The sequence below is a fragment of the Pseudomonas sp. URIL14HWK12:I6 genome, from assembly GCF_000514195.1.
In the GTDB taxonomy this organism is placed as follows: Bacteria; Pseudomonadota; Gammaproteobacteria; order Pseudomonadales; family Pseudomonadaceae; genus Aquipseudomonas; species Aquipseudomonas putida_A.
In genome coordinates this window covers 58,091-72,076 of record NZ_AZVL01000003.1, presented here as the reverse complement: position 1 = coordinate 72,076, position 13,986 = coordinate 58,091, and the positions used below count along the sequence as shown (strand labels likewise).

General features: G+C 62.1%; 11 protein-coding genes and 1 tRNA gene. 2 read left to right on the top strand and 10 right to left on the bottom strand.

Annotated elements, in window-relative coordinates; translation table 11 throughout:
* Positions 1–77: 77 nt before the first annotated feature.
* Positions 78–154 (top strand) — tRNA-Arg (locus tag H043_RS0106295).
* 76 nt (positions 155–230) lie between these two features.
* Here the strand turns inward: H043_RS0106295 and H043_RS0106290 are convergent.
* From H043_RS0106290 to H043_RS0106270, 5 genes are all read right to left on the bottom strand, one after another.
* Positions 231–461 carry a hypothetical protein gene (locus H043_RS0106290; protein ID WP_177325609.1) on the bottom strand — a complete coding sequence of 77 codons (231 nt, stop codon included), beginning with the start codon at positions 459–461 and terminating at the stop codon, positions 231–233.
* Between the two features lie 56 nt (positions 462–517).
* Entirely contained in the window at positions 518–1,117 is a 600-nt protein-coding gene (locus H043_RS0106285; RefSeq protein WP_027611140.1) for a hypothetical protein, read from the bottom strand.
* A complete protein-coding gene (locus H043_RS0106280; RefSeq protein WP_027611139.1) occupies positions 1,114–1,695 on the bottom strand; it encodes an RNA polymerase sigma factor in 582 nt (193 codons plus the stop codon). Before H043_RS0106280 ends, H043_RS0106285 begins: the two co-directional genes overlap by 4 nt.
* A 29-nt stretch (positions 1,696–1,724) precedes the next feature.
* Entirely contained in the window at positions 1,725–3,410 is a 1,686-nt protein-coding gene (locus H043_RS0106275; protein WP_027611138.1) for a VWA domain-containing protein, read from the bottom strand.
* Positions 3,411–3,498: 88 nt separating this feature from the next.
* Positions 3,499–4,059, bottom strand: a complete 561-nt coding sequence (locus tag H043_RS0106270; RefSeq protein ID WP_027611137.1) for a YbhB/YbcL family Raf kinase inhibitor-like protein — start codon at positions 4,057–4,059, stop codon at positions 3,499–3,501.
* A gap of 139 nt (positions 4,060–4,198) precedes the next feature.
* Between H043_RS0106270 and H043_RS0106265 the strand changes: the two genes are divergently transcribed.
* Positions 4,199–5,722: an FAD-dependent oxidoreductase gene (locus H043_RS0106265; RefSeq protein ID WP_027611136.1), complete on the top strand. Its 1,524-nt coding sequence runs from the start codon at positions 4,199–4,201 to the stop codon at positions 5,720–5,722.
* 20 nt (positions 5,723–5,742) lie between these two features.
* On the opposite strand, the gene pgaD is transcribed toward H043_RS0106265, so the two are convergent.
* The 5 genes from pgaD to H043_RS0106240 form a co-directional block, all read right to left on the bottom strand.
* The gene (gene pgaD, locus H043_RS0106260; RefSeq protein ID WP_027611135.1) at positions 5,743–6,276 is read right to left on the bottom strand and encodes a poly-beta-1,6-N-acetyl-D-glucosamine biosynthesis protein PgaD; all 534 of its coding nucleotides are present in this window, start codon (positions 6,274–6,276) and stop codon (positions 5,743–5,745) included.
* A complete protein-coding gene (gene pgaC, locus H043_RS0106255; RefSeq protein WP_007961454.1) occupies positions 6,273–7,628 on the bottom strand; it encodes a poly-beta-1,6-N-acetyl-D-glucosamine synthase in 1,356 nt (451 codons plus the stop codon). Before pgaC ends, pgaD begins: the two co-directional genes overlap by 4 nt.
* Position 7,629: 1 nt before the next feature.
* The gene (gene pgaB / locus H043_RS0106250) at positions 7,630–9,627 is read right to left on the bottom strand and encodes a poly-beta-1,6-N-acetyl-D-glucosamine N-deacetylase PgaB (protein ID WP_027611134.1); all 1,998 of its coding nucleotides are present in this window, start codon (positions 9,625–9,627) and stop codon (positions 7,630–7,632) included.
* A 12-nt stretch (positions 9,628–9,639) separates the two neighbouring features.
* A complete protein-coding gene (gene pgaA / locus H043_RS0106245) occupies positions 9,640–12,123 on the bottom strand; it encodes a poly-beta-1,6 N-acetyl-D-glucosamine export porin PgaA (protein ID WP_027611133.1) in 2,484 nt (827 codons plus the stop codon).
* Between the two features lie 247 nt (positions 12,124–12,370).
* Positions 12,371–13,876 (bottom strand): YdgA family protein, encoded by a 1,506-nt coding sequence (locus tag H043_RS0106240; RefSeq protein WP_027611132.1) that lies wholly within the window; start codon positions 13,874–13,876, stop codon positions 12,371–12,373.
* Positions 13,877–13,986: the final 110 nt, after the last annotated feature.

Sequence of the window (13,986 nt, the reverse complement as noted above, 5' to 3'; positions counted from 1 at the left end):
ACGGACACGCGCACTGACAAAACCGCCAAAACCCGGCATGGACGCCCCGAGCCGACCTAGGTATGATGTCGCCCGCTGCACCAGTAGCTCAGCTGGATAGAGTACTGCCCTCCGAAGGCAGGGGTCGTGGGTTCGAATCCCGCCTGGTGCGCCATGAATTGAAACGAGAAAGCCCCGGACTGTGATGGTCCGGGGCTTTTTTGTGGGCGCGGTGTTTCATGCAACGACGCTCACTCCGTCGTCCAGTCAAACTCATCGTAATCGTCGTCTTCGTCTTCTTCCCCAACCTCCTCAAAAACCTCGTCTTCTTCCACGACCTCTTCTTCCGATTGGTTCAGCAGAAACTCCTTGCGCGCCTCGGTAATCGCGCGCCGCATCTCCTCGCCCTTCTGCGGGCAGTTGAGGAGTTGGGCGATGCGGTCGATTTTTGCTGCCACTTTGTTCTCCAGCGCTTCAGCCATGGCCCGATAGTGCGCGTTTTTGCCGGGCAATGCCAAATGGCTGGGCGAACAAGCGGTCAGTTCTGGCGGATGCGCTCAAGTCGCAGGTCGAGGTTCACCCCGGGGTAGCGTTTGTGTAGGTTGTTGTACAGCGCATCTGCGGCTTGCGACTGGCCGGAGTCGCGCAGGCGCATAACTTCGCGCAGTTGCGTGTCGAGGCCGTTGGCCGGGGCGGCGGCGCGTTTGCTGAGTTTGGCTTGGTCGCCGCTGATCGCGTCGCTTTGCATCGGCGCGGCCATTTCCATCATCGGCGCCGGCGCGGACATGGCCGCAGCGGGTGGAGCGGGCAGTGATTGCGCTTCCGGGGCTTGTTTACGCGCCAATGGCGCGGCCGGTTTGGCCGCCGGGGCGAAGTCGAATTGCGGTTGTGGTTCCGGCGTGTGTGGCACCAGCGACAGCATCAGTGCCACACCGACCAGGCTGGCAAATGCGACCTGCCAACGCGGCTTCTGACAGGCCCGCAGCCAGCGTTGCCACAGGCCTGGCTTGGACACGGGTGTTTCGCGGTGAGCAGCATTGAGGATGAACGCATCAAGGTGCGCCGGCGGTTCAACGTTGTGCTGTTCGCGCACATGTTTGATCACGGGATCTTCGGGTGTCTGGCGGGCGTCAGTCATGTCATTACCTCCTCGGCCAGCAGCCGACGCAGTTTTTGCTGGGCGTAGCGCAAGCGGCTCTTGACGGTTTCCAGCGGTGTTTCGGTGAGGCTGGCGATTTGTGCCAGGTCGAGGTCGCCGTGGGCACGCAGCAGGAACACTTCACGCTGGTCGGCAGGCAAGGTTTGCAGAGCGCTTTCCAGGCGCTGGTTGTCGCGGCTGAGGTTCAGCAATTGTTCGGGATCATTGGTCTCGTCGCCAATCGCATGCAGCTGTTCGTCGTAGCTGTCGTGCAGCGGCTGATGTGCGCCGTGTTTGCGCCAGTGATCGATCAGCCGATTGCGGGCAATCTGGAACAACCATGTACGAAACGTCGCCCGTCCTTGTGGCTGACTGGTACTGCGGATCAGGCTCAGCCAGGTGTCCTGAAACACTTCGTCGGCCAGTTCCGGCTTGCCGCTCAAGCCCAGCAGAAACCGATACAAACCCTGACGATGGCGGGCGTACAAGATCTCGAACGCCGCGCCATCGCCCTCGCGATAACGCGCCAGCAGCGTTTCATCGCTGCCGGCGGCCGGGCTGTCTGGTGAAGCAAACAGCTGACTGATGAAGCCTTTCAGACGACTCACTATTCAATCCGTCGCTCAGTGGGCAGCGTATTCGATGCGGTTGAGCTGAGCAGGCTCTGCGCCAGTTCGACCAGTTGCACGAACTCATTGCGCAGACCGAAACGGTCATCGCCACGAGCGCCCCGGGCCAGTGCTTCGGTGTCTTTCAGGCCGAAGTCGCCAGTGTAGCGAGCGTCCTTGAGCTGCTGGGAAAACGCCGCCACTGCCGCCGCGAAACGCAGGTCCTCACTGGCCGGTGCGACCTGATTGGCAATCGGCCGCTCGATCAGCAGACTTTTCCCACCTTCGGGCTGTTGATAACGCACACGCAGCATCGCCAATTCTCCATCCTTCGCAGCAACCACCTTCTCCGATTTACCGTAGCGCAGCGGTTCCAGCCAGCCCTGCTTACCTGCCGGGACAATTTCATACAGCGCGGTCACCGTGTGTCCTGCGCCGACTTCACCGGCATCGACTTTGTCATTGCTGAAATCCTCACGCTTCAAGGTGCGGTTTTCGTAGCCAAGCAGGCGATATTCACTGACCTGCGCCGGGTTGAACTCCACCTGCAATTTGACGTTTTTCGCCACCACCGCCAGGGTCGAACCGAGTTGATCCACCAGCACTTTGCGCGCCTCGCGCAGGTTGTCGATGTAGGCGTAGTTGCCGTCACCGGCGTCGGCCAGCTGCTCCATCAAGTGTTCATTGTAGTTATCCACACCGAAACCCAGGGTGGTCAGGGAAATCCCGGTTTTGCGTTTATCCACAGCCATTTGTTTGAGGCTGTCGAAGTCGCTCACGCCGACGTTGAAGTCACCGTCGGTGGCCAACAGGATGCGGTTGATGCCTTTGGGGATGAACGCCTGCTGGGCCATTTGATAGGCCAGTTCGATGCCCGACGCACCAGCGGTTGAACCGCTTGCGGTCAATTGCTCGATGGCTGTGCGAATTTTGGCTTTCTCGCGTCCGGACGTTGGCTCCAGCACCACACGGGATTCGCCGGCATACACCACCAGCGACACCCGATCCTGCTCGCGCAACTGATCGACCAGCAACTTCAGCGTGCTTTTGACCAGTGGCAGCCCTTCGCGGCGATCCATCGAGCCGGACACATCCACCAGAAACACCAGGTTCGCCGGGGCCAGTTCCGCTACAGCCCGGTCGGAGGCCTTGATGCCGATGCGCAGCAGGCGGGTGTGTGGATTCCACGGGGTGGCGGCCAGTTCGGTGGTTACGCCGAAGGGCGAACCATCGCTGGGCAGCGCGTAGTCATAGGGAAAGTAATTGACCATCTCTTCCAGTCGCACCGCGCCCTCCGGCGGCAAACGTCCCTGATTGAGCAAGCGCCGGACGTTGGCGTAGGCACCCGTATCAACATCAACGCTGAAGGTCGAGACCGGGGCCTCGGCCACGTTGTGGATCGGGTTGTCGGCCAGCGCCTGATACTGCTCGCGCTGCTCGTCGCGATAGCCTTGTGGATAACTTTCCTGGGCGGGCATCGCCGCGAAACTGGCAATCGGCGCCGGACGCGCACTGCGCTTGGCCAGCGCACTGTCGGTAACGAGCGCCTCATGCTGAAGCGACGCCTGTGGCTGGGCCGGCGCCGGAACGGCAGCCGATTCGGGATTGGAAGACACGCCGCAACCGGCGACGGTCAACAACACACCGACGGCAACGGGTCGCAGAAAAGGCAGGGAGCGGGACATGGGGGCTGACCTCGGGATGAAAGTGATCCATTCATCCACTGAGACGGGCAGCCCCTTCAGATCGGGTTAAGCGCCGCTGAAAATATTTTCAGCGGTGATAACGCCGCACCACGCTGCTGTTACGCAGTACGTGTCCTTTGATTTTGTCCATCAGCTCGGCGCGGGTCAGACCGGCGGGCAAGGCGTCCGGGGCCAGATCCAGGGCGTAAATCTGAATGATGTAGTGGTGGGCGCTGTCGCCGACCGGTGGGCACGGCCCGATGTAATGGGTGGTGCCTTTACTGTTGGTACCGCCCACGCCTTCAAGACTGGATTTGGCGCCGACGCCGGCCGGGATCTGCCGGGTGGTGGCCTTGATGCCGTAGTGAATCCAGTGATCGACGCCAGCACCTTTCTGGCCGTCCGGGTCGTGCATGACGATCGCGTAGCTTAGGGTGCCGGCAGGCCCGGCGTTCCAGGCCAGTGCCGGGGACTGGTTCTTGCCACCGCAACCGGCCGCATCGCTCGCGGCGGCCGAGGTGAACAGGCGATTGTCCGAGACACCGGGGATGTCGAGGGTAAAGCGCTCGGCCGCCTGCGCCGGAAACTGCACGCAAAGGGCGACGGCGACGGCCGCCAGCCAAGGGTTGAGAGAGGTCAATCGGGTCATTCCGGGAGCACCTTGTGCAGTTGGGCCTTCGTCGGCCTGCAAACTATAGCTGTACCGTTCGTACCTTGGCAGTGGCAATTGGCTGAACCTCGCACGGCGGCGCAAACTCGTAAGAGAAATGCCTGTCAGGAGCACGAACATGAGCCTGCACCGTGTCGCCCGTGTCGCCGATGTCCCCGAAGACCGTGGCCTGCAAGTCGAAATCGGCGAGCGCAAGATTGTCCTGCTCCACGCCAATGGCCAACTGCGTGCATTTCAGGGCGAATGTCCACACGCTGGCGCGCCATTGGCTGACGGCGCGTTGTGCAACGGACGCCTGGTCTGCCCGTGGCACAAAGCCGCGTTTCGCGCCGAAGACGGCGCGTTGTGCGAACCACCGGCCCTCGACAGTCTCAAGCGTTATCCGATGGAACTACGCGGCGAGGAAGTCTGGGTCGATGATCAACCGCTGCCGGATGCTCACACGCCTCCGGCCGATGATTCACGCACCTTTGTGATTGTCGGCGCAGGTGCAGCGGGCACGGCATGTGCGGCAGCTCTGCGGGAAAAAGGTTTCGGCGGCCGGATCGTCATGATCGACCGCGAAGCGGACGCCGGTTACGACCGCACGGTGCTGAGCAAATTCGTCCTCGCCGGCGAGATGTCGGCGCAGGAAACCCCGCCGCTGCGCGATGAAAGCTTTTATAAGGAGCAGCGCATCGAACGCCGACAAGGCGAAATTTCGGCCCTCGACACAACAACGAAAACCCTGCATTTGAAGGATGGCCAGACCCTTGGTTACGACGCCGCGGTGCTCGCCACCGGCGGCGAGCCTAATCCGCTGCAACTGCCCGGCGCCGACCTGCCGCAGGTGTTCGTCCTGCGCTCGAAAGCCCAGGCCGAACAGATCATGCGCACCGCCAAACCCGAACAGCGGGCGCTGATCATCGGCGACAGCTTTATCGCCCTCGAATGCGCCTCGGCCCTGCGTCAGTTCGGCCTCGACGTCACGGTCATCGCCCGCCACGCCATCCCGTTTACCGCGCAGTTCGGCGAAGCGGTGGGCAAGGCGATCCGCGCGCTCCACGAACAACACGGGGTGAAATTCATCACCGATCACGAAGCCCGGGAAATCACCGGTGATGGCAAAGTCGAGGCGGTGCTGCTGGACAACGGTTTGCGCGTTTCGGCGGATCTGGTGCTGGCGGGGGTTGGTGTGCATCCGGCCACAGAAGCGTTCGCTTCGCTGCCAAGGGAGAAAGACCAGTCACTGCGCGTCGATGCCGGTCTGCGGGTCTGCGAAGGTCTATGGGCGATTGGCGATATCGCCACGTTCACCCTGAGCGGCCAGCCGCAACGCATCGAACATTGGCGCCTGGCCCAGCAGCACGCACGCATCGCTGCCGCCAACATGTTGGGCGCCGATGAGCATTATCTGGATGTGCCGTTTTTCTGGACCTGGCACTTCGGCAGGAACTACGACTACCTGGGCCACGCCAGTCAGTGGGATGAAATCGAGTTCAAAGGCGAGCCCGAGCATCCGCCCTTTATTGGCCTGTTCGGCCACAACGGCGTGGTGGTTGCCGCTGTGGCTTGCGAGGAGGAGCGGGCCATGGCGATGCTGGCCGAACGGATAAAGCAGCCGCTCACCATGGAGGAGGCTTGGCGGCTGATTCGCAGCTGAACGCTCGACGATGTGGAAACTCAGGTGGGCCGATTTATCGGATCACGGTTTGCGTCATCCTCGGCGTGCAGAAAGATCACCCGTGGATGTTCCAGCGGCGCCAGCGGTGGCGGCAATTCCGTCGGTGCCAGTGGACGAAAGTTCAGCACCACATGGCTGATATCACCTTCCTGATCGTTGTGGATGGTCATCACCCCGGGTGTGCGCAGCTTCTCCAGGCGGTCATCGCACAGGCGGAAGCTCTTGCTCAGCCCTTCATCATCGACCACCGGTGCCGGCAAACGACGCTGGGCGAAGCTTCTGCTTTTGCGCTGCTGATAACGCGCCCAACCAATCAGGATCACAGCGTTGACCAGCGCCACCCACAGGTAGATCTGCAACGTACCCAGGGCCTCGAATGCCGAATTATCGATGCGTGGCCCACCGGCGTGGGTCTCGATCAACGGCCACAGTCCGCGAATCAGCAGAAACAGCAGGCCGACCCAGGCCAGCACGGTGAGGACCACGTCGACCACCACCAGGAAGGGCCGCTGGCGGGTCCGGATGATTTTCATTTGATGACCTCCTCTTCGTCGTCGCCAACCGGCTTGATGCCGCGGTCAGGGCTGACCCAGCGTGCACGCTTCTGATGCTGACCAAACAGCACTTTGGGGAAACTGACCAAGGTGGTTAGCAGGCTGACCAGCCAGAACGCGATCGGATACCAGACCACCCAGAACATGGTTCGGCCCAGACCCGGTTCATAGCGCCGGTCGATGATGATGCTGACCGCGAATTGCACCAGGCAGACGAACGCCAGCAACAGGCCGGTGAACGCCGGGGGCATCAGGTGATGCACGGCAATCGATTCCGGCATGACCACGAACTTGCCCACGCCCCAAAAGATCACCGATAGCAGGAAGGTGAAGGCCCACCCGGTCGACAGGCAGTATTCGAACAGCAGTGGCCACAGGTAACGATGGCGGTACTGCCAGATCCCGCGAATGTTCTTGAACAGCACCTCGGCACCGCCCTGGGCCCAGCGCAGGCGCTGCTTCCACAGACCGCGCAGGGTTTCCGGCATCAGGATCCAGCACAGCGCGCGCGGCTCGTAGAAGATGCTCCAGTGATCGAGTTGCAGCTTCCAGCTGATGTCGATGTCTTCGGTGATCATGTCCGGGCTCCAGTAGCCGACCCGGTTCAACGCGGTACGACGAAACGCGACGATCACCCCGGACACGGTGAAGATCCGCCCGAACACCCGTTGCGTACGCTTGATCAGACCGATGATCGACGAGAACTCGCCGACCTGTACCCGCCCGACCAAGGTCGAACGTGTACGAATCCGTGGGTTGCCGGTCACTGCGCCAAGCCGCGCGTTGTCGAGCATCGGCGCCACCAGATAGGCCGCAGTGTTCGGCGCCAGCAGCGCGTCACCGTCGATGCACACCAGATATTCGCTGCGCGCAGCAATCGCACCCATGCGCAGGGCCACAGCCTTGCCCTGGTTTTCTGCCAGATGCAGCACCCGCAGGCGTGGGTCTTCCTGGGCGAGCCGGTCGAGCACTTCGGCGGTGTTGTCCTTGGAGCCGTCGTTGATCGCGATGACTTCGATGTTCGGGTAGTGCTGGGCCAGCGCCGCGTGAATGGTGTCGGCAGCGTTTTCGCCTTCGTTGTAGCAAGGGATCAGGATCGAGATCAGCGGCTCGCCTTCCAGTGGCGGCGGCAAAGTGTCGTCCTTCCATGGCCAGTGGCGTTCCCAGTGCAGCCAGAAATACAGGCCGCCGGCAATCCACAGCCCGGACATGAACAACGGGTAGAAGAACACGAAGTCCATCAGGAATTGCCCGGTGACCAGGAAGATCAACCCCAGCGGCACGCCGAGGACGAGCGCCAGAACAAGCAGGGCTAACAGTCTATCCAGCATGTCATGGGTTCCATTTGTTGGAGAGCGCAGGCCTTACGGTTTTCAGGTCCGGCAGGTTGTCGAGGAAGTTGTCCGGGTAGTAACCGAAACTGGTCGCACCCTGACGCTTGAGCCGGCCCATCCAGTCGGCCAGTTGGGCGCCATCGATGTCGGCCTGATCCTTTTTCGTCCAGTCGCGGGCCTGCAGTTCGAAGACTGTGCGATCCAGCGCGCCGGGGCGCTGTTTGATCTTCGCCACCAGTTGTTCGAGCCACGGGCCGGATTGCGCCTGGGTCTGTTTTTCCATCAGCGGCATGGCCATCGGCGCCGTCCAGTCGTAGGTCACGAGGAAGTCGTCGAGGTTCTGCGCAAACCAGGCTTCGCTCTCAGGATTGAGCACCGGTTCGGCGAAGAGGTTGCGTGCGGTCAGCACCTGCGGGCCACGGATCGCACGCACCTTGGCAGTCAGTTCGTTGGTGAAATCGATCAGGTATTTACTCTTGAAGCGCGTCCAGCGCTGCATCGCCGCCGGATCATCGCGCAGGGCGGCGATCGAACCCGGCAAACCGTGCGCCGTATAGGCTTTCAAGGCCTCCGGACTGGCGTCTTCGAAGTCCGAGAGCACCGCGTCGTCGTGATAAAGGATGCCGTCGACCGAGGTCAGACGCGCCACGTCTTCGTAGATTTCACCGATGATCCGCCGTACTTGCGGATCGAATGGCGACAGGCGTTGATACTGGCCCGGATCGACCGAGGTGCTGCCGGTCTTCGGATCCCAGCGCGTAACACGCGGCAGCTTCGAATCGAGGCCGAAACTCAGGACCGGCATCCAGGCGAACACTTTCACGTGCGCCCGAGTGCGCAGTTGCCAGGCGACACGGTCAAAGATGTCGGCGCGCACCGGCAGGTGACGGTTGGGGAAGTACAGCGAGTGCACCAGTCCGTCGCCCTTCGGATCGGCGAAGGCCTGCAGGAACACGGTGTTGGCGCCCATGTCGGCCATGCGCTGGATCAGCTTGCCGAGGTTGATTTCCTGCTGCGCCGGGTCCGGGTCGTAGACGTTGTCCAGATCGACGTGGACCACACGCATGGTGAAATCCGACTGCGCCGCGACGATGCTGTTGGCGAAATGCTCGCCATCAGGATCGGAGGCGACCAGAAAGCGTGGGCTGCTCATCAGGTTGTCGAGGGCGTCCAGACCGTCATCCAGAGTCAGGGCCATTTCGTAGCCCTGCTCGCCGACCACGGTCAGCGAAGTGCCGTCGGCGGTACCGTACGGCCAGACCCAGATGCGCGGTTTTTTTCCAGTGACTTTGCGGATCTTTTCCGAAATGGTCGCGACGTCATTGCTGATTCGGGCGCGGAAATCCTCTTCGGACTCATAGCGTTTGGTGACTGGATCGTAGCGGCGGGTTGCCGCTGCCGGTTGCATGTTGCCTTGCGGGTTGGCGAGGATGCCTTTGTGGCTGGCGTCAGTGTGTGCGGCGATTTCTACCAGACCCGACTGCGAGATTTCCCGCACCTGATCCCAGGTCAGAAAATCCGAACGTGCGCGGGGTGCACCGGCAAAATCCACCGGTTGATTGAGCGGCGTATCGATCCAGGTGCCGACCGGCGCCAGCAAGGCGTGCCAGTTGTAGGCGCGCAGCACCGGCAGCACGCGGGTATAGAAGCTCGAATAACCGTCGTCGAAACTGAGCAGGATTGCTTTGGCCGGCAGTTCCGGACCGCCCTTGCGCGCGGCCATGATCTGGTCGACGGTGACCGGTTGGTAGCCGTTCTCGCGCAGCCACGCGAGCTGCTCGATCATGCGCTCGGTGCGCACCGCCACCACGGCCTGATCGGGGTCGCGATCTTCGACGTCGTGATAGGCGATGCCCAACACGTGGTTTTTCGGCCACGGTTTTTCACTGGCCGCCACCGGACGTTGCGACGGCGGCGCGAAGGCCGGGGCTTGCTGGGCGCAGGCGCTGACCAGCAACACTCCCAGCAGAAGGATGAAACGCGTCATCAAAGGCATCTTCAAACTCTTCTAAAAGCGGAAAGTGAGGTCGACGAGCAGACGCAGATCGGTCTCCCGATCACCGTCGTAGGGCCGGTTGATCACACTGAACAAGCCGCCCACCTCGAACACGTCGTTCCAGGCATAACGCTGGCCGTAGCCGAGCATCGCCATGCCGCCGGTGCCGTGATCACGCTGGCTGTACGTACCCGCCCCGGCCTGGAACTGCTGGCTCCAGGAGGTTTCGTAGCGGTGGTAGAGCACATGGTTGACGTTGACCGTCGGCATCACGCTGAAGTCCGACTTCGGGTTGAAGTACGGCACATCCTCGGAGTTGGAGTTGTGGCTGGTGCCGACCTCCAGACCGGCATCCACCTGCACGTTCGGTGCGCTGTAGACGCCCTCGCGTCCGGTGAGCAAGGCTTCGACACGGTTGTTGCCGTCGCTGAAGTGCGACGGGCTGACCGACAGTTTCCACTCGCGGCTTTCGTTGGCACGCCAGCGGATGAACGCGTTGCCGCCGTTGGCCTTGATGTCGCTGTTGAGCGCACGCAACGGCGTCTCGGCCGACAGGTAGGCGAAACTGCCGCCGTACTGCCAGTGGTCGTTGATGTCGCGGGCAATCGCGATACGCGCGCCCTGCTTGGCGCCGTAACCGTAATCGTGGTTGGAGACCTCGGCTTCCAGGCTCATGTCGCGGGTACGGCGTTCCAGGCCAACACGCTGGAAGCGGTCGGTACCGGTGCCTTCGGCGAAGTCGCCGGTGGCATAACCGGCACCGACGAACACCCGCCAGTCCTCATCGATCGGCGGGCTGTACAAGGTGCTCTGGATGCCGAAATCGCGGCTGCCACTGACCGCGCCCGCACCACCGCTGCCGCCACCTCCATTGGCCTTGCCGCCGTAGGCTTCGACGCGCAGTTCGGACATGTCGTGCACTTCACGCTCGCGAGCCGCACGTTGCACCTGACGGTTGTCGGGGAAACGCTCGACCACGTCATCGGTCAGCGCATCCATCTGCCGCCATTCCTGCAGGGTCATCGCGGTGCGCGCCTGAGCCAGTTCCAGGCCCATGTCGCGCGGGGCCATGCTCTCGGTTTCCTTGAGCTGGTTTTCGGCGCGGCGTGGCCACTGCCGGGCCAGGTACAGATCGGCCTGGGCCAGACGCAAACCGAGGTTGCCCGGTGCCTGATCGACCAGGGCCTGCAGGCGCTCCTCGCCATGCGGCAAGTCGGAGCCGTAGGTGCCGGCCTGCGCCGCGAGCTGCTGGGCGTCCATCCATTCGTCGTTGGGGTTGCCGATGGGCAGGCCCTTGAGTTCGACTCGCGGTTTCTGGGTCTTGGCCAGATCCTCGGCGACTTTGCGCGCTTCATCGGCGCGGTCGCTTTCCAGCAGCGAGTAGTACAACGCGGTGGTGTCTTCGAGGCGATCACCGACATCGGCGTCGGGGGCCGACAGCACCTGGCGATACAGGTCAGTGGAGACTTCCGGCTGGCGCTGATCCAGATACGACGCCGCTACCCAGCGCAGGGCGTAGGTCGGAATCTTCACGCCTTCGGCTTGCAGCTTTTGATATTCGCTGATGACGTCGGCGGTGCGGGCCCGGGCCTTGAGTGCGCCCATGCGGTCGATGCGCCAGCGAATCACGTCATCGTGGGCGCTGGCGTCGGGGGTCCAGGTGGCGAGCAATTTGTCGTAATCGGCCAACGCGCGGTCGGCGATCACATAGCGTTCTTTTTCGCTGCGGGTGGCGAGTTCGGCCAGACGCACGCGTTCGGCAGCCAGATCACCTTCGAGGCGGCGCAGGGTGACCGGGTCGATCAGCCCCGGACGTTGATTGGCCAGGCGCAGTGCCGGTTCCGGCAGCCGCGCCTTTTGCAGGGCGACCACGTATTCACGGGCGACTTCCGGCTTGCTGCCGGCACGCATGAACGCCTGATCGTATTCAAACAGTGCGTCGTACTGCTTGCCGGCGCGGGTCAGGGCATAGCCCAGTGCAAGGCGGCGCGAGGGATCGTCGGGTTTGGCGGCGACCAGGGCCTTGGCGCGGGTCACGGCTTCGTCAGGTTTGCCCGCGTCGGCCTGAGTCAGCGCCAGCCCCAGTTGCAGGTCAGCGTTGTCCGGCTCCAGCACCAGGGCCTTGTTGTAGACCTGGGTCGCCTGCTCCCAACGCTTGAGGTTGCGATAGGCGCGCGCGGTGGCGGTCAGTGCCTGCACCGGCAGCACCCGGTCACGGCCCTGGGTCTCATAGACCTGCACCACCTCGGCGTCGAGACCTGCCCAACTGGCGATTTGCAGGTGATCGCTGATCTGCCCGGTGGTCGATTGCCCCGGTGGCACCTGGCGCAGCACGTTCAGCGCAGGTGTGGTCTGACCGGCACGGGCATCACGCACCATCTGATCATAGGGCGTATCGGCAAACGCCAGTGCCGGCCAGAGCAACTGGCTGCACAGCGCTACACGAAACAACGGGCGTAAACCACGATGTAAAACTGGAACATCAATACGCGGCATTCGTCAGCATCCTTACATGGCCAGCCGGGTCGCAATGCCCCCCTTGCCCATTCGTAACGGAGACCGAGTCAAAAGAGACCCAGCCAAGCTTAGTCAGGCAGTCTTGCATGCAAGCGTAGTCGAATATCCAGAACGCAATAATTGTTCAGAATCGCGGCGCCGGCTGAGACGAAAACCCGAACACCAGACAGCAAAACGCCCGGCGTCCGTGGATCAGAGGCCGGGCGTTGCTATTAAGAGCGCAGGATTACTGCACTTGCGTGACGCCAGCGAACTTGCTCATCAGGAAGCCGACGAACTGCTCGACGGTCATCTTCTGGCCGTTGAACTCCACCTGATTGGCGGCGTAATGCAGCTTGGTCACGACATTGGTGCCATCGACCGTCGCCAACTGCGAACCGACTGCCATGCCGGAGAACATGTCGGCACCGGCGCTTGCCTGATCAACGATGGCTTTGGCGTCAGTCTGACCGTCGAGCTGCGCCTGCACGCTGAGCAGATCGATCAGCATCGGCTTGGACACTTGAATGTTCAGGTCCAGCAGCGCGACCAACTGTTTACCCAGTTGATCCGGCGGCAGATCCATCGACTGTGGCTTGGTCAGATCAATCACCAGGCTGGCGCGGCTTTCACCGTTGGCGGTTTTCAGCGACAGGTTTTCCAGCGCGATCTGTGGACTGGCGGCCAGCAGTTTCTGCAGGTCAGCCTTGACCTGTGCCGACTCGGCTTCGGTCAGGTTCAGCTCCGGTGCCGGCAGGCCGGCTTCGGCAGCGGCCGCCGCTTCCTTCTCGTACGGCTGCAATTTGGTCTGGTAGATCTGCATCAGCGACATGGTCGACGGGATGTCGAGGTTCTTCAGGCTCATGGCCATGTTGGCCGAACCGATTTTCTTGTCGTTGAGGGTGACTTCACCCACCTTGTAGTCAGCGCGGCCCGAGGCATTGCTGCCGCTCTCTTCGGTGAGGTTCTTCATTTCGAAGTTCTTCACGCCGAGCACCGACTGCTTGGGACCGAAGGTGGTTTTGCTGCTGGTCAGCTCCAGGGTGTTTTCCCCGGTGTAGTAGCCGTAGCTGCTCTTGGTAAGGTTGCTGGCCAGGGTCAGACCGTTGAGTTCGACCTGCACCGGTGCTTGATCCTGCGACACGGTGACCAGTTTCAGGCTGTCCATGTAGCCGTCAGCCTTGACCTTCTGCGCCTGGGCACTGGCGGAGATGTTCATGGTCAGGCCGGAGAATTTCAGGCTCGACTGCTCGTCCAGCGCGGTTTCCAGCGGCAGCAATTCAAGGCTGCTGGTGGTGGATTCGTCGTAGCCGATGTTGGTCACGCCCTTGAGCGGCGCGGCGCCCTTGGCGGCGGCGAACCATTTTTCGGTGGCCGGGCTCTTTTCCAGCTCGTAATTGCTGGTGGCCATGACCGGCAGCCACTTCAGCGACACCAGGCGCGAGAACGGCAGCGGGCCGTGCTCGATGTGGTCGACGAACAGCAATTCGACCGGCTGGTCGCCGAACATCTCGCCCTCGCCCTTGAGACGGTAGTGCGCGGTGCTGGTGAAGGTGTGACGCTCCAGCGACACCAGCTCCAGCGACGCGGTGCCATTGGAGCCGGCCATCGCGGTCTGCAGCTCTTTGTTGGCGTTGCTGACGGCGTTGTTCAGTACGCCTTCAATCTTGGTCCCGGTATACCAAGCCCCGCCGGCGCTGATCGCACCGATGGCAACAACAATCCCGAGAAGCACGCCTGCTGATTTATTCATGAATGACCTGATCAATGTCCGTGGCTGAAAGTGTGGTCGTCTTCCCTGAACCCGTGACCGGGTCGCGGCTCGACTCCGCTGAAATTAGCGGTGGAGATTAGCACTGGCAG